At 53.0% G+C, this 18875-nt stretch carries 15 protein-coding genes; 6 read left to right on the forward strand and 9 right to left on the reverse strand.

The features are described 5' to 3' along the window. The first annotated feature begins 3 nt into the window (after positions 1-3). Positions 4-687 (forward strand): hypothetical protein, encoded by a 684-nt coding sequence (locus tag P1X16_RS03125; RefSeq protein WP_277226268.1) that lies wholly within the window; start codon positions 4-6, stop codon positions 685-687. A gap of 26 nt (positions 688-713) precedes the next feature. Here the strand turns inward: P1X16_RS03125 and P1X16_RS03130 are convergent, their stop codons facing one another. Continuing rightward, positions 714-1202 (reverse strand): hypothetical protein, encoded by a 489-nt coding sequence (locus P1X16_RS03130; protein WP_277226270.1) that lies wholly within the window; start codon positions 1200-1202, stop codon positions 714-716. Between the two features lie 145 nt (positions 1203-1347). On the opposite strand from P1X16_RS03130, the gene P1X16_RS03135 reads away from it, so the two are divergent. Continuing rightward, positions 1348-1971 carry a deoxynucleoside kinase gene (locus tag P1X16_RS03135; RefSeq protein WP_277226272.1) on the forward strand — a complete coding sequence of 208 codons (624 nt, stop codon included), beginning with the start codon at positions 1348-1350 and terminating at the stop codon, positions 1969-1971. A gap of 116 nt (positions 1972-2087) precedes the next feature. Here P1X16_RS03135 and P1X16_RS03140 read toward each other — a convergent pair whose 3' ends face one another. The 3 genes from P1X16_RS03140 to P1X16_RS03150 form a co-directional block, all read right to left on the reverse strand. Further along, positions 2088-2759, reverse strand: a complete 672-nt coding sequence (locus P1X16_RS03140; RefSeq protein ID WP_277226274.1) for a DUF2461 domain-containing protein — start codon at positions 2757-2759, stop codon at positions 2088-2090. Positions 2760-2858: 99 nt separating this feature from the next. Beyond that, complete coding sequence (locus P1X16_RS03145; protein ID WP_277226276.1) at positions 2859-3686, reverse strand: MOSC N-terminal beta barrel domain-containing protein; 828 nt, start codon at positions 3684-3686, stop codon at positions 2859-2861. Between the two features lie 1178 nt (positions 3687-4864). Continuing rightward, complete coding sequence (locus P1X16_RS03150) at positions 4865-6499, reverse strand: S8 family peptidase (protein ID WP_277226278.1); 1635 nt, start codon at positions 6497-6499, stop codon at positions 4865-4867. 419 nt (positions 6500-6918) lie between these two features. On the opposite strand from P1X16_RS03150, the gene P1X16_RS03155 reads away from it, so the two are divergent. From P1X16_RS03155 to P1X16_RS03170, 4 genes are all read left to right on the forward strand, one after another. Further along, the gene (locus tag P1X16_RS03155) at positions 6919-8136 is read left to right on the forward strand and encodes a T9SS type A sorting domain-containing protein (RefSeq protein WP_277226280.1); all 1218 of its coding nucleotides are present in this window, start codon (positions 6919-6921) and stop codon (positions 8134-8136) included. Between the two features lie 267 nt (positions 8137-8403). Next, positions 8404-10983, forward strand: a complete 2580-nt coding sequence (locus P1X16_RS03160) for a PIG-L family deacetylase (RefSeq protein WP_346771230.1) — start codon at positions 8404-8406, stop codon at positions 10981-10983. A 73-nt stretch (positions 10984-11056) separates the two neighbouring features. Then, on the forward strand, positions 11057-11188 hold the full coding sequence (locus P1X16_RS03165) for a hypothetical protein (RefSeq protein ID WP_277226282.1): 132 nt from the start codon (positions 11057-11059) through the stop codon (positions 11186-11188). Beyond that, positions 11185-12876 carry a sodium:solute symporter gene (locus P1X16_RS03170; protein ID WP_277226284.1) on the forward strand — a complete coding sequence of 564 codons (1692 nt, stop codon included), beginning with the start codon at positions 11185-11187 and terminating at the stop codon, positions 12874-12876. The genes P1X16_RS03165 and P1X16_RS03170 overlap by 4 nt, the downstream gene beginning before the upstream one ends. A 155-nt stretch (positions 12877-13031) precedes the next feature. Here the strand turns inward: P1X16_RS03170 and P1X16_RS03175 are convergent, their stop codons facing one another. The 5 genes from P1X16_RS03175 to P1X16_RS03195 form a co-directional block, all read right to left on the reverse strand. Continuing rightward, complete coding sequence (locus P1X16_RS03175; protein WP_277226286.1) at positions 13032-13916, reverse strand: DUF2911 domain-containing protein; 885 nt, start codon at positions 13914-13916, stop codon at positions 13032-13034. 801 nt (positions 13917-14717) lie between these two features. After that, the gene (locus P1X16_RS03180) at positions 14718-15251 is read right to left on the reverse strand and encodes a hypothetical protein (RefSeq protein ID WP_277226288.1); all 534 of its coding nucleotides are present in this window, start codon (positions 15249-15251) and stop codon (positions 14718-14720) included. Positions 15252-15254: 3 nt separating this feature from the next. Beyond that, entirely contained in the window at positions 15255-15803 is a 549-nt protein-coding gene (locus P1X16_RS03185; RefSeq protein ID WP_277226290.1) for a hypothetical protein, read from the reverse strand. Between the two features lie 21 nt (positions 15804-15824). Beyond that, complete coding sequence (locus tag P1X16_RS03190) at positions 15825-16820, reverse strand: cation diffusion facilitator family transporter (protein WP_277226292.1); 996 nt, start codon at positions 16818-16820, stop codon at positions 15825-15827. Between the two features lie 156 nt (positions 16821-16976). Then, positions 16977-18812 carry an ABC transporter transmembrane domain-containing protein gene (locus P1X16_RS03195; RefSeq protein WP_277226294.1) on the reverse strand — a complete coding sequence of 612 codons (1836 nt, stop codon included), beginning with the start codon at positions 18810-18812 and terminating at the stop codon, positions 16977-16979. Between the last annotated feature and the right edge of the window lie 63 nt (positions 18813-18875).

Genomic DNA, 18875 nt, shown 5'->3' on the forward strand with positions numbered 1-18875 from the left:
CCTATGAAACGTTTCGCTTTCCCCTTGTCGCTCCTGTTAGTCACGCTTGCTTCGGCTTCCACCACCCAAGCCCAGCAAACGACCACGCAAAAGCCCGCCACGCAGAAATCGACTACGCAAACGTCAACTTCTCAAACCGTGTCCGGTGTAGAAAAGGATTTGCGCATTTTCAGCGATTGGGTAAGTGACAAACTAAATCGTGCCGAAGCAGGCGTGCGCCGCGAAATGCCGCGCATTAGTGCCGAGTTCGACCGCCAAAGCAAGCGCATCGACCGCAGTGTAGATAGCCTATCGGCGCAGGGCAAGCGCGAATACGGCGACCAGAAGAAGCGCTATGAAGATTGGGCCGCCAAGCAAGACAGCCTAGACGCGAAAGCGCGCCGCCCCGAAACTGCGCAGCAAACCCAAGACCGCTTGCTCGGCGAGAAAGTGGTATTGAGCAGCGCCCGCGCCACTGAATTGCCCGACCTCTACGCTCGCTTTATTGGTTCTACCCGGGAGCAGCGCCGCCAATGGACCGCCGCCGACTGGAGCAAGGCGGGCGTTGTGCTCTCCAATTTGAATGCCCGTTATGCCCAAGTGCGCGAACAGTTGCCGTTGGAAGACCGCGTCCGGATTCGTTCTTGGCAAGGAGAGTTCCGCACTCTAGAGGCCGCACGGGATGCTAAAGAAGTGATAGATAAATAAGCTAAGCCCTCGGCCAGAAACGTGCTTTACTGCAGCCGATGCGTTTGGAGCCAAGTACGCGCGTTGTCGGCATCATAGAAAACCTGGATAGACAACAGCTGGCTGGAGCGGGCTACAAAGTCCAGCGAGGCCAGCTGGTTGTTTAGGTCGGGGGCAAAGACGTAGGCAAAAGCTCGGAGCCCCAATCTGTAGGCCTGCGGCAGCCATTCAAATTCCAGCCACTCCATGGCCTCACTCCAGTCGCCGGTTGAGCCGTGCTTGTTATTGAGCAACAACGGGAACTTCAGCTGCTCCTGAGTGGCGAGTACGGCTTGGGCTCCGGCCACAACCGAATCGGCCGTGAGGTTGCCAAACCACTGCACGTACAGCAATTGTTCGGCGGGCAAGTAGAACTGCTGTAGCAGTGGAGCGCCGTGGGCATCAAGCACAAGCCCCAAGTCCTGCGCCTCAGGTTCTGGAAACGAGGGGTGAACGAATGCTATTTCAGGACGGGCGGAAAACGTGGGAGCAGACATCGGCAACACAGGTGCTGGACTTCTCTATCAATATAATAAATAAGTAATATAGAAAAAATGAGGGGCGCGTTGAGAGGGCGGATTCAGTACTTTTGTTGTTTAGGCTAGGCCACGGCGGCCGGGCGCGCATTCTTTCTTCACTTGTATGCACATTGCCATCGTCGGCAACATTGGAGCCGGCAAAACCACGCTGGCCAACAAGCTGGCTCACCATTTCAACTGGGAAGTATTTCTGGAAGACGTCGACCATAATCCCTACCTCAAGGATTTCTACGACGACATGCCCCGCTGGGCGTTCCATTTGCAGGTATATTTCCTGAACAGTCGTTTCAAGCAGACGCAGCGCATCAAGGAGCTGCAAGCGGCCGGCAAAGGAGTCATCCAGGACCGCACCATTTATGAGGATGCGCACATTTTTGCCGCCAACCTGCACGAATCGCGGCTAATGACCGAGCGGGACTACCAAAACTATCTCGGCCTGTTTGAGTCGATGATCAACATGGTGCGCCCACCGGATTTGCTGTTGTATCTGCGTGCCGATTTGCCTCGGCTCATCCATCAGATTCAGAAGCGCAACCGCGACTACGAAAACAACATCAAGATCGACTACCTCAAAAACCTAAATGGGCACTACGAGCAATGGATAGCTAACTACAAGCACGGCAAACTGCTCATCGTCGATGTCAACCACCTCGACTACGTGCAGAACCCAGAAGATCTAGGTACTATTATCGAGCGGATCAACAGTACCCTCTTTGGCTTGTTCTAGCGCGTACTCGGGCTTTGTAGTCGTGCATTAACCCGTATCCTGAGGAGGCATGCTAGTTCAGCATACTTTTTCAGGATACGTGGTTTATAGCTGGTTTAAAGAGCAAGCTATTCTACTCAGTTTTCGGCGCTCATAGCCTGATTAAGAAACCGCACCAGTGGCAATGTGGTGCGCAAGCCAGTTACCACGCGAGCCGCAAAATCAGGACGAAGCACTTCACTGTCGGGGAAGGTTTGTGAAACCCTGAATTCCTTCAGACGCAGCCATTCCAGGTCGGGCGTTTGTTGGTTGTAGCCGCGGGGCGGGCGTTGGAGCCGTTCTCCTTGCAGACCCGCCGGGAAATAGTGCAGTAGCTGTGGATCTTCACGCAGTGTTTGAAACTCGGCGCCGTTGTAATAAATCTCCTGGCGTATTCGAGTTAAAGCAGTTGTATCGGGCTTCCAAACGCCGGCGCCCATCCACGTATGACCTTCGGGCTGCACCGCTAGAAAATAGCCGGCCCAAGGCGCATGGCGTCCGTCGCGCTTCATACCTGCTCCCATGCGTCGTTTGTAGGGCTCTGGGTCGCGTTGTGAACGGTCGTTCTTGTTGATGCGGAACATGACGTCGGCAGGCGTAAGGGCTCGCAAATCCGGATCGAACTCCTGCAGCCCGGTTAGCACTTCCTGTATGAGCGCCGTATAAATAGCCCGGGCTTGGTTATAGGCCGCGCGGTTGTCGTCCATCCAGGCCTTATGATTGTTTGCCGCTAGATTGCGTAGGAAGTCGAGCAGAAAAGTGCGGTCCATAGATAAGAAAGCAGTGAGTTGGGTGTAAGTTCAGCTTGTGCAACCCTTACGATTGAAACCAGCAAACCGGCAAGTTCACTGTTTCACCAACCCACCATTTTACGACTTCAGGCTAAGTACTTCTACCGCACTGCCGACCCGGAGCAAGCCTTTTTCGGTGGTTGTCACGTTCTGTCCGAACATCACTTTCTTGCCTACCGAGCGGTAAGTGGCCAAGGTGCGTAGTGGCTCGCCGGTAGGGGTGCGCAAAGAAGTTTGCTGATCCACCGTAGTCATGACGCACCGCGCGCAAGGGCGTACGGCTCGGAAGGTCACTTCCCCAATCCGAAATTGTTCCCATGCGTCTTCGCTGAAAGCAGCGCCGCCGCTAAACACGAAGTTGGGCCGGAACCGGTCCATGAGCACAGGGTCTGTGAGGCGGGAGTTCAGGTCATTGAGCGAGCTTTGACCAATTAGCAGAAAGGGGTACTCATCGGCAAAACTTACAAGTTGTCCTTCGGGATTCAAGTTCGGATCTACATCGCGCCGCACCATATCCGACATATAAATCAGTTTGCAGACTTGCCCAAGCGCTTCGCTCAGCCACTCGTCGGCCTCGCGGGAGCCGCGCCAGCCGAACACCATATCATCCCAGATGGTCACGAATAAGGTGCGCTCTGGGGTAGCTTCAAACGGAATGTAAAGCGGCAGTAAATCGGGTCGCTGGGAGTGCGTGAGGAGAAAGCCATTGTAGGCCGGCGCCACGCGCAACAGCGCCATTGCTGGGGTTTGCCGTTGCGTCATAAATTGGTTGCGCTCATCAACCAGTAGCCAACGCCGGTCGTGACGAAGGCCGCGCTTTTCGGTGGCTGCTTCAGTGAGCCGAATGCCGCCCAGCGACTTAACAGGATAGATATACAGGTCTTGTAAAATCAAAGAGTCAATCATGCCGCTAAGGTAAGCGGCATAGCGCGGTCAGCAGCCACTATCTGTTGCCAACTGCGCCAGAATTAAGCTGCATACATGGACTTTCAAATTGGTCTATCTGATTCTATTTGAGTTGCTTTCACCCATTGCTGTCTGATTCATCTTGTCCATAATGCCAGCAAACATAAATTTCTTTCATTATAAGATAGGGCTAGACTTATCTGGGAATAAGATAAAAAGTAAAGAAGGCTGATAAAGTGTGGCAATTAGTATCAGTTGGGTTACATACAACTAAATGATGTCACTGCAGCCGAGAAATCGAAACACACGCATCTGTATATCTAGCAACCTCAGAAGGCAATTCGGGCAATAAGTTGCTAGCAAAACCCTCTTATTAATATAATGTCATTAGTAACATTGCTAGATTTAACTGAAATGCTGCCATTTTATTAATTACAGCGGCAACAAGCAAAGGAGTGCCTTCTCTGCATATATGAGCTGCATGCTGCATTTTTTGGAGTAGTAAGTATAGGACTGCGAATTGAAAGGAATTTGAAAAGTTCTATTGCGTTTAGATTGTTAATCTATATATTGAGCATTCCGAATCAATAGGCAAGCCGCACAAGCTTGCTTTTTGAAAGCAGTTATTACTCATAACCAACACGAATGATAAACTTCTAACTTATCCTATGTTATGCAGCAGTTAACATTTCTCCAAGGCAGGCTAAGTCGATTTGGGTATGGCGTTCAGTTGATAATGGTCTTGATTCCGCTCGAACTTGTTCATCCTCCCGTTGATACCACAAATTGGCTGCATTCTGGATTGGTGGCGTTGCTTATAGTTGTTTGCACGGGTTCGGCGGCTGTAGTAGCTGTGCCTCGTTTCCATGACCTAGGCTTGAGCGGTTGGCACGCACTTGCATTAGTGGTGCCGGTTTTGAATCTGCCTCTCTTGTTGCTGCTTTTAGTATTGCCAAGTAAACCTGGCGAAAATAAGTGGGGCTTGATGCCACTACCTTACCCACGCCCAACAATTCCACAGTTTGCTTTGGGCGGGTTCCGGCTTAGCATTTCAAACCGAGCTCGTTCGTAACAGATAACAAACAGTTGATTTTATAGTGCAGCTAGCGTTGCAGACAATAAAAAACCCGGCGTACTACTCTAAGCACGCCGGGTTTTTTATTGTCTGCAACGCTAGTTTATGGGGTCTGGCGCGCGGCTAGCTGTACGGCTTGGTAGAGGTTTACCAACCCTCCCGTGTTCGATAATTCAGCGAAGTCCACTTCTTTGTTGGTGCCTGGTTTCACTACTTTGGTATGGTAGACCACTGCAGATTGCAGAATGATGCGCTTCATGTCTTCGGCAGTGAGCTTAGGAAAGTAAGACTTCAGCACGGCGGCAATGCCAACTACTACGGGTGAGGCCATGCTGGTACCGCTCTTATTGCCATATTCCTGGCCCGGCAGCGTGGAATAAATCTGATTGCCGGGAGCAAATACGTCTACATTCTTCTTGCCGTAGTTGGAAAACTCGGCCACCATATGATTATCGTTGAGGCGGGCCGTAGCTCCCACCGTAATCATATTTGGAATGCGCTTGCCATTAAGGTATACCGGCGATGGAAATTCCACTTCCGTATCAATGTCCTGGCTTTCGTTGCCAGCCGAATGTACGAGCAGCACGCCCTTCTTTTCGGCATACTGAATAGCGGCTTCCACTGCCTCGCGCTGGGGCGAGTAGTATTTGCCGAAGCTCATATTGATGATGCTGGCCCCATTGTCGACGGCGTAGCGAATGGCATTGGCCACATCTTTGTCGCGCTCGTCGCCGTTGGGTACGGCACGTACGGCCATCAGCCGCACGTTGTCGGCAATGCCTAGAATGCCAAGGTTGTTGGTACGGTCGGCACCGATGATGCCGGCCACGTGGGTACCGTGGGAAGGGTCGGGGCCATGCGTGTCACGGTTGCCATAGAGGCGGTCGTTTACGTTGGATGGATCGTCGCCGATGATGGTAGCCCGCGGGTTATAGGTCGGGTTCAGGCTGAAATCGAGCAGGTTCTTGCTCTGATCCATGCCCTCTTTCATATCCTTAAGTACCGTTTCGAGGTCAGGATAGCCTGCAGAGCGCAGGTTAGCGTCGAGGCTGAGGGCAGCCCGCAATAGGTTTGGGTCGGTGGGCTTGGCGCGGTGCAGAGTAGCCGTGTCGAGGCGAGGCACATTCAACGCCTGCCGCAAGTTCTCGGCCCCAGCTTCGGTTAGCTTGTAGTTTTCGCTAAGCGACTGATACTGGGTGGTGTTTTCGGCTATTTTACTGGCCTGGCTCTTCTTTACTTTCTGATACAAGTCGAACTCGTCGCGCTTGTCGGCGGGAACGGCCGTGCGCACTTTGCCTTCGTATAGCGGCTTCAGCTTAGCCAGCAGGCGAGTATCCTCGTAGGTTTCCACGTCTACGTTGCGGCCGTCTTTGCCGCCCAGAAAGTTCCAGCCCCGAACGTCGTCGACGTAACCGTTCTTGTCGTCGTCTTTGCCGTTGCCGGCTATTTCGCGCGGGTTCGTCCACAGTACTCGTTTCAGATCCGCGTGTGCCGTGTCGATGCCGGCATCAATAACGGCTACTACTACCGGCGTGGAAGTCCGGTTTTTTAACAATTCCTCGTAAGTACGCTTGGCACTAACGCCCATTACCTTATCGGCGGTTGGGTCGAGGTGAAACCATTGTTGGATTGGCACCGCTGGCAAAGCAGCCGGTGCCGTGTTTTGGGCTGCGCTTGCCATGGGCAGCAACAAGGCCAGACCAAGACTCCGCAACTGGGAAGGAAAGGAAAACGACATCAGAAAATATAAGCAGTGGGAAAGCGGAAATACGGACGATAACAAAATCTGGTCCGCTTAATTCAGCTTTGCTGACAAAAATAGAAAAACAAGTTCCGCCCTATAGACCCATGTGGTGTTGGGTAGGACGCATAGAAAGCACTTAAACCTGCAAAGTGGCGGATGTAGCTATAGTACTATATTAACTTTAGCTTAATTCAACTATTTCATAGAAATATAATAGACGAGCTAATTTTAGTTTAGATTTGCAGTACTGAACCTACAATAAATAGGGCTCTTCTAGCTTGAGTGGCGTTGGAATGTGGAGAATAAGAGCATGAAAAATCCTTTGTGTCGGCTTGCAATCCATCCCATCAGCTACCTGCTGCTATGGTCTAGCCGCTTTTTGCCTCGCTACTTTCACTTCCTACCAACTTTCTATGAAAATGAATTTACCCCATTATCCCTCAAAATTTCCTGTATTCAGCCGCAAGCATTGGCTGTTCTTGCTTCTATTGATTACTGTGCTGCTTCCTCAAAAGTTATTGGCCGATGCCTATATTTATGAGGGGTACGTCATTCTGAATGCTAGAGGAGTAAGTGACAATTATTACGACCTGAACCCTACCACCACTACAGGCAATCCAGACTTCAATGGTATCAATTTTGGTACCTTCACAACAGACGAAAAATTCATCTTAAGAGGCGCAGAAGCAAAGCTCCTAAAAAACAGAGGCTGTGATGTATACGCAGCTCGAATCCGGTATCGTGTTTATCTTGCTGACACCCCGGATACCGATAAACCTGGTATACCATTCTGCAGCGTTGGATTTCCTTTGGTTGAGGATTTCGCAAACGATGGGTTCTCCAGATATCAGAAATGGTATGAAAATCGGGGTGTTGTCAACTTGATAGAGGGAAGGCTACCGGGTAATTATGTTCTAGAAGTGTATCTAGAGGCAGATTATCAAGGTTGTGGTAATGGTACTAATTACTACAACTACAACACAAGAAATTACCAGACCCAATTCACTATTGTTCAGGGTAGCCAGCAAGTCACAGTAAATAATAGCTGCCCACTGCGGCCCTTGCCCGTTACGCTTACTCGTTTCGATGCGAAGCGTCAGGATGCTAATACCTTGCTAAGCTGGGAAACTGCTTCGGAACTGCATAGCCGCGGCTACGAAGTGCAAGTATCCACTGATGGCCGCACGTTTCGGGCGTTAGGCTTCGTGCCGAGCCAGAGCGAAGGAGCCCAAGTTAGCCGCCGGACCTACACGTACGTGGACACCGAAAACGGCAAGAGCGGTGTGCGTTACTATCGGTTGCGCCAGATAGATTTCGATGGCAAAGAAGGAACGTATGGCCCTCAAGTGGTCAGTTTCGGCAAAGCAAATGCATTGGCCGCACTCGAGGTTGCTCCCAATCCTTTCAGCAGTGGGGTAACATTAACCCTGCCTGCGCAGGAAGGCACCCGCGCTGGCACTCTGGTCGTAACAGACATGGTAGGGCGCACCGTCTTCAACCAGCCCTTGCTCTTGAATGCTGGTACCAGCCAAGTTGAGTTGCCTGAGCTAAGCAGCTTGCCTAAAGGCTTGTATCATCTGCGCCTAAGTTTGAACGGAGAACAGCATGCAGTAAAGCTGCTGAAAGAATAGCTTCCCTGGTTTCTTCAATTAAAAAGTCCTCCTAAGGTGTTGGGAGGACTTTTTTGTGTGAGCTGACAACTACACTTTCTAGCAACACGTCAAGCGGTTAGGAGTTGAAACAACAAAGACACTAGCAAATTAACCTAGGCTGGTGCTACAGTTGGTTACCTCGAGCAGTTTGCATTCAGCAACCAATTCAAGCACCTCCTGAAGGCCGACGCGGGTAAGCTGCCGCAGCGGCCTGTATATTTACTGCCATTGCTCTCATTCCGATTCATGATGCGCCTACGTTCTTTCTGTGCTGCTGGGCTTTTGGCGGCACTGCCGCTGTTGCCGGCCTCGGTTGCTTTTGCCCAAGCCCCCAAAACATATTCGTCTTCGGAAATCCTGCTGGGTCTTAAAAAGCTCAACGTGCTGGGCTCGGCGCTGTACATGGCCGCGCACCCCGACGACGAAAACACCCGCCTAATAGCTTACCTCGCCAACGGCCGTCTGCTGGAAACCGGTTACTTGAGCTGTACCCGCGGCGACGGTGGCCAAAACCTAATTGGTCCGGAGTTGCGCGAACAACTCGGCGTGATCCGGACGCAGGAACTTTTGGCTGCCCGCCGCATCGATGGTGGCCGACAGTTCTTCACCCGCGCCAACGACTTCGGCTTCTCGAAAACCGCCGAGGAAACCTTTACCATCTGGGACAAAGAACAAGTGCTTTCCGATATGGTGTGGGTAATTCGGCAGCGCCGCCCCGACGTGCTTATCACCCGCTTCCCGCCCGACGCCCGCGCTGGCCACGGCCACCACACCGCTTCCGCCATTCTGGCCGCCGAAGCTTTCGATGCCGCTGGTGACCCAAAACGGTTTCCCGAGCAATTGAAATACGTGCAGGTATGGCAGCCCAAGCGCCTCTATTGGAACACCGGCAGCTTCTTTGTGAAGGCCGGCGAAGACATGAGCGGCTACCTCAAGGTTGACGCAGGCGCCTACAATCCGCTACTCGGCCAGAGCTACGGCGAAATTGCTGCCCGCAGCCGCTCGCAACACAAGAGCCAGGGCTTCGGCTCGGCGGCGACCCGCGGCGAGGCACTGGAGTACCTCCAATATGTAAAAGGCGACAAGGCCAAGACCGACCCGTTCGAGGGTATCGACATGACTTGGAACCGGGTGCCCGGCGGAGCGGCAATTGGGAAGATGATTGACGAGGTGATCCGGAAGTATGATGCGGCCAACCCGTCTGCTAGCGTGGCGGGGCTTAGTGCAGTTCTGGACGCCATTGCAAATCTGCCTAACTCATCATTTGCGAATGGCGCAACAGTCTTTCCAACGCTTAATACTAAACCTACTCCTGTAATCTCTAAAGCAGCATCGCAGTCTGCATTTTGGATCAATGAGAAAGGAAGCGAGGTCCTACAGTTATTGCATGCTTGTTCTGGAACCTACGTGGAAGCAGTAGCAAGTGAGCCCACTGTAGTTGCTGGCGAGAAAGCGCGCGTTAGTATGGAGGTAACCAAACGAATTGCAAATGCGCAAGCTTCCACCTTTAAATCAGTCGCGCAGAAGCCAATAGATAAGTCACCATTAAGCACGGAAAAGAATCAATTGGAGTTGTCGGTGCCTGCGGAAACGTCGCAACCGTATTGGCTTAAAAAAGCGGGCACAACCGGGATGTACAGCATCCCTACTTTTTCTGAGGATGGTAGCCAAGCAAACATATTGGTAGGCCAACCTGAAAATTTCCCGGTATTGACCGTTCCGTACGAAATTCGGACAGCTGCTTCTTCGTATACAATTCGTATTCCCGTTCAATACAAAAGCACTGACCCGGTAGAAGGGGAGAAGTACCGTCCGTTGGCGGTGGTGCCGCCTGTAGCGGTAAACATCGGCGGCCGGGCGTATGTCTTCGCCGAAAACCAGCCCAAGACTGTGCCGGTGACGTTGCGGGCTGGTAAGGCAGGTGTGAAAGGCACTTTGGCCTTAACGCTACCTAAAGGCTGGAAAGCCGAGCCCGCCAGCATTCCTTTCGACCTTGCTAATAAGGATGCCGAGCAAACTGTGCTGTTTCAGGTGCAGCCTGGTGTGGGTGCGGTAGAAGGCAAAACCGAGTTGCGCGCTGTAGCTACTGTGGATGGGCAGCAGTACTCGCGCGGTTACCAGGCCATCGAGTACAACCACATTCCTACGCAAACGCTTTTCCCCGAAGCAGTGGCTCCGCTCGTGAAGCTGGACCTCAAGCGCAAAGGCCAGGAAATTGCCTACCTGATGGGGGCTGGCGACGAAGTGCCCGACGCACTGCGCCAGATCGGCTACAACGTGACGCTGCTTAAGCCCGAGGACATCACCGACGCCAACCTGCGCCGCTTCGATGCTGTGGTGTTGGGTATCAGGGCCTACAATACTATTGATAAACTGAAAGCACTACAGCCTACCCTGCTACGCTACGTCGAGAATGGCGGCAATATGGTGGTGCAGTACGTAGTGAACCGCGGTACTGTCATGCCACAGATTGGCCCGTACCCGCTCACGCTTTCCAGCGACCGGGTGACGGTGGAAAATGCAGCGGTTACCTTCCTGAAGCCTCAGCAGCCGTTGCTAAACACGCCCAACAAGATAACAGCCAAGGATTTTGAAGGCTGGGTGCAGGAACAAGGCCTCTACTATCCCTCGCAGTGGGATGCCAAGTACCAACCCGTTATCAGCAGCCATGACCCCAACGAATCGGCTAAGGAAAGCGCCATCCTCGTTGCCGACTACGGCAAAGGTCATTACATCTACACAGGCCTCTCGCTTTTCCGGGAACTGCCCGCCGGTGTGCCCGGTGCGTACCGCCTTTTGACAAATATGGTGTCATTGGGTAAGTAAGCATGACGGTTCTCTTCAAGAGAAGAGAAATAGCTTCTCGTTTTTTAGTTCTTCGCTCTAGTTGCCTGCCCTTATGCCCACCCCATCTGAAACTGAAAAGCCTCCGCTGCTGCCTTCCTGGCGGGCCTGGTACTGGCTAGTGCTTGGGGCACTGGCGGTGGAAGTAGGGCTTTTCACGTATCTCACCCAGCTTTTCGCTTCATGAGCTTACTCGACTGGCTGGTGCTGGGTGGTACGCTGCTCTTTATTGTAGGCTACGGAACTTGGCGCACCCGCCGCGCCGGCCATACTATGGATTCCTATCTGCTCGGCGACCGGCAGGCGCAGTGGTGGGGCATCGGACTAAGCATTATTGCCACCCAGGCTTCGGCCATTACCTTCCTGAGCACGCCCGGTCAGGCCTATGATGATGGCATGCGGTTCATTCAGTTCTACTTTGGCCTGCCGCTGGCCATGGTGCTGATTGCCGTGTTTGCCGTCCCGATCTACCAGCGGCTTCAGGTATTTACGGCCTACGAGTACTTGGAAGGCCGCTTCGATAGGCGGACCCGCACCCTGGCGGCAGTGCTGTTTCTGGTGCAGCGCGGACTTAGCAATGGCCTTTCGCTGTATGCACCGGCGTTGGTGTTGTCGGCCATTTTGGGCTGGAATATCAACCTTACCGTTTGGTTGATTGGGGGGTTGATGATCTTCTACACAGTAGCGGGCGGCACGCAGGCGGTGGCCGTCACGCAGCAGTGGCAAGTGGGCGTCATCTTCACGGGCATGGTGGTGGCGGGCTACCTACTGGTACATTACTTACCTGCTGATATGGGCTTTACGGAGGCCATGCAAGTAGCAGGGAGCCAAGGCAAGCTCAACCTCGTCGATTTCCATTTCGACCCCAACGACCGATATAACTTCTGGTCGGGCATGACGGGCGGCTTGTTTCTGGCCCTCTCGTACTTCGGCACCGACCAAAGCCAGGTGCAGCGCTACCTGGCCGGCCGCGACATCACGGAAAGCCGCTTGGGCTTGCTCATGAATGGCCTCGTGAAGGTACCCATGCAATTCGGTATCCTGCTTATTGGGGTGTTGCTCTTTGTGTTCTACCAATTCAATGCGCCACCGCTCACGTTCAACCGTCCCGTCCACGACCAAGTAGCTCAGTCAGCGGAGCATGGTCCCAGCCTCCGGGCTCTGGAGGATAAGCACTGCCAACTGTTTGCGGCGAAGCGAGCCGCTAATACCCAATTAGTGGAAGCACTACGCAGCCACGATGGCAGCCAGCTAGCTGCCGCGCAAACGCAGGTGCAAGCTTCCAACACGGCCACCCGCGCCCTGCGCACCGAAGCCCAGGCCCTGCTGAAAAAAGCCGCCCCATCGGCCGAGGCCAAAGACACCGACTACGTGTTCCTGACCTTTGTACTGCGGTATCTGCCACAAGGACTAGTGGGCTTGCTGATTGCGGTGGTGTTGTCGGCGGCTATGGGTTCGGCGGCTTCGGGCCTTAATGCACTGGCTTCCACTACGGTGGTTGATTTGTATCGCCCGAGCCGTCCGCACCTGAGCGGCAGCCACTGCGTACAGGCTTCCCGGTGGGCGACCATTGCGTGGGGCGTGCTCGGCATTGGGTTTGCAACGTTTGCCGCCCGGCTCGAAAACCTGATCCAAGCCGTTAACATTCTCGGTTCGCTCTTCTACGGCACCATCTTGGGCATTTTTGTGGTGGCTTTCTTTATGAAATCTATCGGTGGTAAGGCTGTGTTTTGGGCCGCTGTTCTCGCCGAGATTATCGTGCTGCTGCTATTCTGGCTGACGGATATTGGCTACTTGTGGTTCAATATCATTGGCTGTGCACTGGTCATGGTTATTGCAGCTTGCTATCAGCGTCTCGCGCCCTCGTCTAATTAACTTTAAGGCGAATGAGTCTAGTAGACGATATTCTTCTGATGACACTTTGCAACAAAAGAAAGTTTACAAAATAAGCCCTCTGCTACTAAGCAGAGGGCTTATTTTGTAATCAGCGTTATTGCCTGCTTACTGCTAGGCAGCCTAGAGACTGAGGGTTACTTTGCGGCCGGCTTTTTGGTTTCGGCCACCAAGTCGTCGTTCATCTTGGCGTAGTCGGTGTTGGGAGGGGTAGAAGCCAGGGCCAGTTTCTTGGACTGCTCGGCAGCGGCAGCGGCGCCTTTATAATCCTTCATCTTCATGCGGATTTTGGCTTCGGTGTGCACGTTCCAGAACTTGGGGTCCTTCTCGTTGGCCTTCTGGATCCAGGTTAGGGCTTGCTTCAGATCCTTGTTGTTGTCGTAGTAGTAGACAGCGGCAGCAGCGAGGTCGTTGGCATTGGGAGTGGCGTTTTTCACCACCTTCTCATCGATTTGGGCCATTACTTTGGGGTCCACATCGGTCGTCACTTTGAACTTAGCTCCGGTGGTTGCCCACACCATATCTACATTGGCAGTAGCGGGCGTGAGGTCAGAGAAGTTGATGGTGAAGGTTTCCACCTTTGTGGCTGTCTTGTAAGGCTTTACGGTGAAGCTGGCTACATTGTCGGCGTCTTTGAAACCATCGACATCAGCTCCTTGCTTGGTGTTTTTGCTGATTACCACAGTCCACTCGGCCGTATTTGGGATGGTGTAGATGCCGTACTCGCCAGCTGGCACTTTCTTGCCCTCCAGCGTCACGTCGTCGGAGAACTTGATAGTAGTAGTGGCGTTGGCACCCGTGCGCCAGCGCTTGCCAAGAGGCGCGAGGGGAGAGGATGCACCGAAAGCTGCGCGTCCCTTGAGGCTTGGGCGCGAATAGGTGATGGTAACGTCGGTAAGACCTACACGCTGTTGGACAACGCTTTTAGGACTAGCAGCAGGAGTGGCAATCTGAGCATGAGTTACTTGCGGAATGGCTACAAGAAGAGCCAAACCAGCGGTGAGAGAGAGAAGTGCTTTCATGAAAGGGGAAAATGAAATTGATTCGTGGTTAAAAGTAATAAAACCCGCGTTGGAGCGCGGGTTTCAGTGTGATTAGTCATGCACAACAAGAGCTATAGGGTTCCAATTGGCATAGTAGTTCTAAAGTTGAGTCGATAGATGTTGTGTTGCTGTAAAAGTTGAATGATAGGTCGGATGGCAGCAAAAGGCGTGCTCTTGTCTGCCCGGATAAAACAGAAAACAGGTTTACCAACGCATTCCCTATACACCCGACGAGTAGCATCTATGTACTCCTCCAATTGTGCAGTTGGTATACCCGCTTTGAGTAGTGAATAACGTTGAATCCTACTGGAAGAAAAGTATTCTGGTAGTCTGCGTACATCCATGCCTATGTATGGCAGTCGGTGCAATTCCTGCTGTTGCAGGGTCGTGAGTCGAACACCATATAGGGCTGCTACTTGTTCGACAACCATAGTCCGATAAGGCTCATCTTCGACGTTAAAGAAAATCTTATTGTCTTTGCTGATGGTGATATTATAGTGGCGGTTCTCAGGTAAGCAGCTTGATCCTGAAGTTGTAGGCAGGTCAACAACTGGTTCTATTTGCTTTAAGGAAGTAGTCGCCAAACAACAGCGAAAAAGCACAAGCACCACTATAGCCAATGGCCACACCTCTGGAATCGACAAGTTGCGGCGGTAAATCTGGTGTCGGCGGGGCTGAGTGAGACTGGTTATCATATAGAGCAGGCCATTAGCTTGATAGAATCAAGACAACGCTGAATTCTGCCGTAGGCATATAATCTTATGTCTGTTGGTATCCTCTCTACACCTCCCGCACTGCTATTCCAGCTTCTCTCACTAAAGCCAATAGTTGCTCCAGTGCAGCGGGTGCTTGTATCCGGCGCAAATCCACGTAATAGCAGGCCGCCTCGGTAGGGTAAAGCAGCAACCAGTTCGGTTTCACCCACACCGCCCGCCGCATTGTAGTCCAACGCGCCTCGAAGCGGCCATTACTGGTTTGGCCACGGAGAAACTCCACATCAAATGTAAAGTCGGTGGGTGCGCGAAGCACGGCGTTTCGCTCGTATCCTCGGCGCAGTTGGTAGCGCACTAAGCTCATGCGAAACAAACCATAGAGTACTCCCACGGCCAAAAAGGCTAGGGTGCTCGGATTGCTAATTCGGTGGTTCTGTACAACGTCGAGTGCTACAGCTATACTTAGCAAGAGCAATGCTGCTCCCAAAAGCCAATAGTTGCGGCGCGTTGCCGGCTGTTGCCGCCACAACCGGAAGTTCACAACCACAAAGTCATCGGCCGTCATTGTGACGCCAGGAGCAATAAGGGAAGCAGAAGGCACGTATTATCGAGCTAGAATTTCATATTCGTGTAGTAACTCCAGTAAATCTGCCTCGGTAGCTGGCGGCATTATGTTGCGCATATTGAGGTAATAGCAGTAGTCAGCATTAGGATACAACAACCACCACCGGCCAACCCGCCGAATGTGATAGAAATCCGACCAAAGCAGCGTGAAAAACTCATGCTGTTGCTCAATAACAACTCCATGCTCTAGGATAGTGAAGCTAGTAGGACGGCTGGCCGTTGGGCTTTGCTGGTAAGCCCGGCGGTATTCGTAATGCCTGTACCACAAACCTACTGCCGTGACCAGTGCAGTCACCAAAGCAATTATTATATAGCCTTTAAAAGGTTTCGGAACTAGCCACGCGCCACCTGTTAGCAGTAGCAACCAGACCACGTTCCACCAGGTAGCCCATTTTGCGGGGACTTTACCCGGTGCCACCTGGCGCTGCCGCACTGCTGCCGGATAACGTTGTTGTTCTTGTTTTTGATGAATAGCAGCAAAATCGTGAGCACTCAGGTATGATTCAGTGACAATTATAGACTTAGACATAAGATAAGTCAATGATATCAGCTACTCCGACTCCGCTAGTTGGTGCCGCTCGTTTTTTACAGTGTTGGCTACGGTCCAGGGTATTTCGCGGGTGAAGGGGTGGTGCCGTACCGGGCACTCGGGCATGTGGCAGTGCGAGCAAGCCGAGAAGTTGCAAGGATCGGCATGCACAAACATTTCCGTGTCCACTTCAAACCGTGTCTGAATGAAATCCTCGATGCGGTGCACCTCCGCATGCACTTCCTCTAAGCTGAAATAATATGGTAGTGTCACGTGGCAGTCGATGTGTAAATCGGCGCCGTAGCGCAGTACGCGCAGGTTGTGCACATCAATCCAAGCGGGCTGTCGGTGCTGCTGCAACTCCTGAATCACGCGGCCCACGGTCTTTACGTCTGATTCGTCCATGAGGCCCGCCACTGATTTGCGCAGCATCCGGTAGCCGTTCACCGTGATGAAAAGTCCGAGCAGATAGGCCGCAATAGTATCGTAGAGCACATTGCCCGTGAAGAACACCAGCGCCAGAGCCGCGCACGACACAATCGTGTTCAGGGCGTCAATGTACAAGTGCTGCCCGTCGCCGACCAAGGCCACCGAATGTAGCCGCCGACCCGCCCGAACTAGCACGTAGCCTACAGCTAAGTTGACTACGGCTGTAGCCCCTAGCAGCCACAGGCCCGAATCGGGCCGGGCCACCACGTGAGGATGGAACAGGGTATTGGTGGCGCTGTAGAAGATGTACGCTCCCGCAAACAGAATCAGGCCACCCTCGAAACCCACCGACAGATACTCCACCTTGCCGTGGCCGTACGGGTGGTTTTCATCCTTGGGCAAACTAGCCAGGTAGATGCTGTAGAGCGCGAAGCCGCTGGTAAAGACGTTGATAATCGACTCCAGCGCATCCGTCAGCACGGCTTGGGAGCGGGTGAGGTAGTAGGCGTAGAATTTTACCAATACCAGCACTACACTTACCACCAGGGAAAGCAGGCCGAGCCGATTTTTGGTTTGCGCGAGTGACATAGCAAGCAGCCAACTAACGGTTGGCAAATAGGTGAACGGGAGTGTACGGAAAGTGACAGTGCTCGGACTGAATAGCCCGTTCGGTTGCGCTTAACGGTAGCACACGAGGTGCTTCGGTAAGCGCAACCGAACGGGCTATTTCAAGCCAGATAAGCTCTAGCTCAACTCGAATTGTAGCTTCAGCAGGTTTGCGTACAACCCATTTTCGTTGTGGGCTAGTTCATCATGAGTGCCTTGCTCGACAATGCGGCCGCCATCAATAACCAAGATCTTGTCCACTTTGCGGATGGTGCTTAGGCGGTGGGCAATGATGATGCTGGTACGGTTCTGCATCAGCTCGTCCATGGCGCCCTGTACTAGTTTCTCGCTCTCGCTGTCGAGGGAGGACGTGGCTTCGTCGAGAATGAGGATGGCGGGATTTTTCAGAATGGCGCGGGCAATGGCAATGCGCTGCCGCTGGCCACCCGACAGCTTAATACCCCGTTCGCCCACCAGCGTATCGAGGCCCTCGGGAAACGACTCGATGAACTGCCAGGCATTGGCTTTGCGGGCCGCCGCAATAATTTCCTCGTCGGTGGCGTCGGTTTTGCCATAGGCAATGTTCTCCCGAATGCTGCCGCCGAACAAAATGGTTTCCTGCGGCACAATGCCGATGTGGCGACGCAACTCAGTAAGGTCGTACTGGCTGACCGGGCGCCCGTCAATCAGGATCTTGCCGTCGCTTAACTCATAAAACTGCATCAGCAGCTGCACGATAGTGGACTTGCCGGCTCCCGACGGGCCCACCAGCGCAATCTTTTCGCCGGCCTGAATATCAAAGCTGATGTCTTTGAGCACGGGCAAGTCGGGGCGGGTAGGGTAGCGGAAGGCCACGTTGCGGTAGTCGATGTCGCCGCGCACTTGCAGCGGGGCCAGCCCGGCCACACGCGTTTGGTGGGTTGGTTCGGACTTTTCGTCCAGGATTTCCAGAATGCGCTCCGACGCGCCTAGCGTGCTCTGCACTTTGCCGTACAACTCGCCCAAGCCACCCACCGAGGCGCCAATGAAAATGGTATAAAGCGCAAACGAGGTTAGGTCACCGATGGTCATTTGGCCGGCGGCCACAAGAGAGGCCGCCCGCCACAGCACCAGAATAATACCACCGAACAAGCCGATGATGACAAACGACACAAAGCCTCCCCGGTACAGATTGCTTTTCAATGCGGCCCGCACGGTACGCGTGAGCGAAGTGGTGTAGCGTTGCGTTTCAAACTGCTCGTTGGTGAAGGCTTTCACCGTGTTGATACCCTGTAAGGTTTCTTCTACGATGACGTTGGTTTTAGCTAGCTCATCCTGTGTAGCTTTGGCTAACACCCGAATCTTGCGCCCAAAAACCATGGCGACTACCACGATAGGCGGAAAGGTAAGCAGCATAAACAGCGAGAGTTTCACCGACACCATCATGATGAACACAATGCCCACCACCAAGGTCATAACCTGGCGAAACAATTCGGCCAGCGTGAGCGAAAACGAGTCCTGAATCATCCCAACATCGGAAGTGATGCGGGAGGTGATGGCGCCAACGCGGTTTTTCTCGAAGAAGGGAATTGGGAGCGTGACAAACTTCTGGTAGAGTGCCTGCCGGATGTCGCGCACCGTAAACTCGCTGACCTGCGTGAAAAACCAGATGCGGCCAAACGAGAAAAGGCCCTGTAGCACAATGACGGCAAACAGGCCAATGGCAATCTGGTTGATGCTGACAGCGGTGCCATTCGGCAAAACGAACGGCTTGCCGTTTGCGGCGTCGGTGAGCTTGCCAATCACCCAGGGGAACAGCATGACCGTAGCACTCGACAAGGCCAGCAGAATCATGCCCACCGTAAACTTGCCCCGATAAGGCAATACATAGCGAAAAATCCGCAGCCCGTGCCGCAGACTTTCCTTGGTTAATTTTTTCTTGGGCACTTCCGGTTCAAGGGTCGTGCCGCTCGTATTCATTCCGCTTCGGGCCATTCTCTTATAGAAGTTAGAAGCGAGGATTCTGAAGCTAGGAGAGGTAGTATCCGGTTCCTAGCT

The sequence above is a fragment of the Hymenobacter sp. YC55 genome (genome assembly GCF_029433095.1).
Taxonomy (GTDB): domain Bacteria; phylum Bacteroidota; class Bacteroidia; order Cytophagales; family Hymenobacteraceae; genus Hymenobacter.

Coding starts and splice junctions, on each gene's coding strand:
- P1X16_RS03125 (WP_277226268.1), top strand. CDS start 4: ATGAAACGTTTCGCTTTCCCCTTGTCGCTCCTGTTAGTCACGCTTGCT.
- P1X16_RS03130 (WP_277226270.1), bottom strand. CDS start 1,202: ATGTCTGCTCCCACGTTTTCCGCCCGTCCTGAAATAGCATTCGTTCAC.
- P1X16_RS03135 (WP_277226272.1), top strand. CDS start 1,348: ATGCACATTGCCATCGTCGGCAACATTGGAGCCGGCAAAACCACGCTG.
- P1X16_RS03140 (WP_277226274.1), bottom strand. CDS start 2,759: ATGGACCGCACTTTTCTGCTCGACTTCCTACGCAATCTAGCGGCAAAC.
- P1X16_RS03145 (WP_277226276.1), bottom strand. CDS start 3,686: ATGATTGACTCTTTGATTTTACAAGACCTGTATATCTATCCTGTTAAG.
- P1X16_RS03150 (WP_277226278.1), bottom strand. CDS start 6,499: ATGTCGTTTTCCTTTCCTTCCCAGTTGCGGAGTCTTGGTCTGGCCTTG.
- P1X16_RS03155 (WP_277226280.1), top strand. CDS start 6,919: ATGAAAATGAATTTACCCCATTATCCCTCAAAATTTCCTGTATTCAGC.
- P1X16_RS03160 (WP_346771230.1), top strand. CDS start 8,404: ATGATGCGCCTACGTTCTTTCTGTGCTGCTGGGCTTTTGGCGGCACTG.
- P1X16_RS03165 (WP_277226282.1), top strand. CDS start 11,057: ATGCCCACCCCATCTGAAACTGAAAAGCCTCCGCTGCTGCCTTCCTGG.
- P1X16_RS03170 (WP_277226284.1), top strand. CDS start 11,185: ATGAGCTTACTCGACTGGCTGGTGCTGGGTGGTACGCTGCTCTTTATT.
- P1X16_RS03175 (WP_277226286.1), bottom strand. CDS start 13,916: ATGAAAGCACTTCTCTCTCTCACCGCTGGTTTGGCTCTTCTTGTAGCC.
- P1X16_RS03185 (WP_277226290.1), bottom strand. CDS start 15,803: ATGTCTAAGTCTATAATTGTCACTGAATCATACCTGAGTGCTCACGAT.
- P1X16_RS03190 (WP_277226292.1), bottom strand. CDS start 16,820: ATGTCACTCGCGCAAACCAAAAATCGGCTCGGCCTGCTTTCCCTGGTG.
- P1X16_RS03195 (WP_277226294.1), bottom strand. CDS start 18,812: ATGGCCCGAAGCGGAATGAATACGAGCGGCACGACCCTTGAACCGGAA.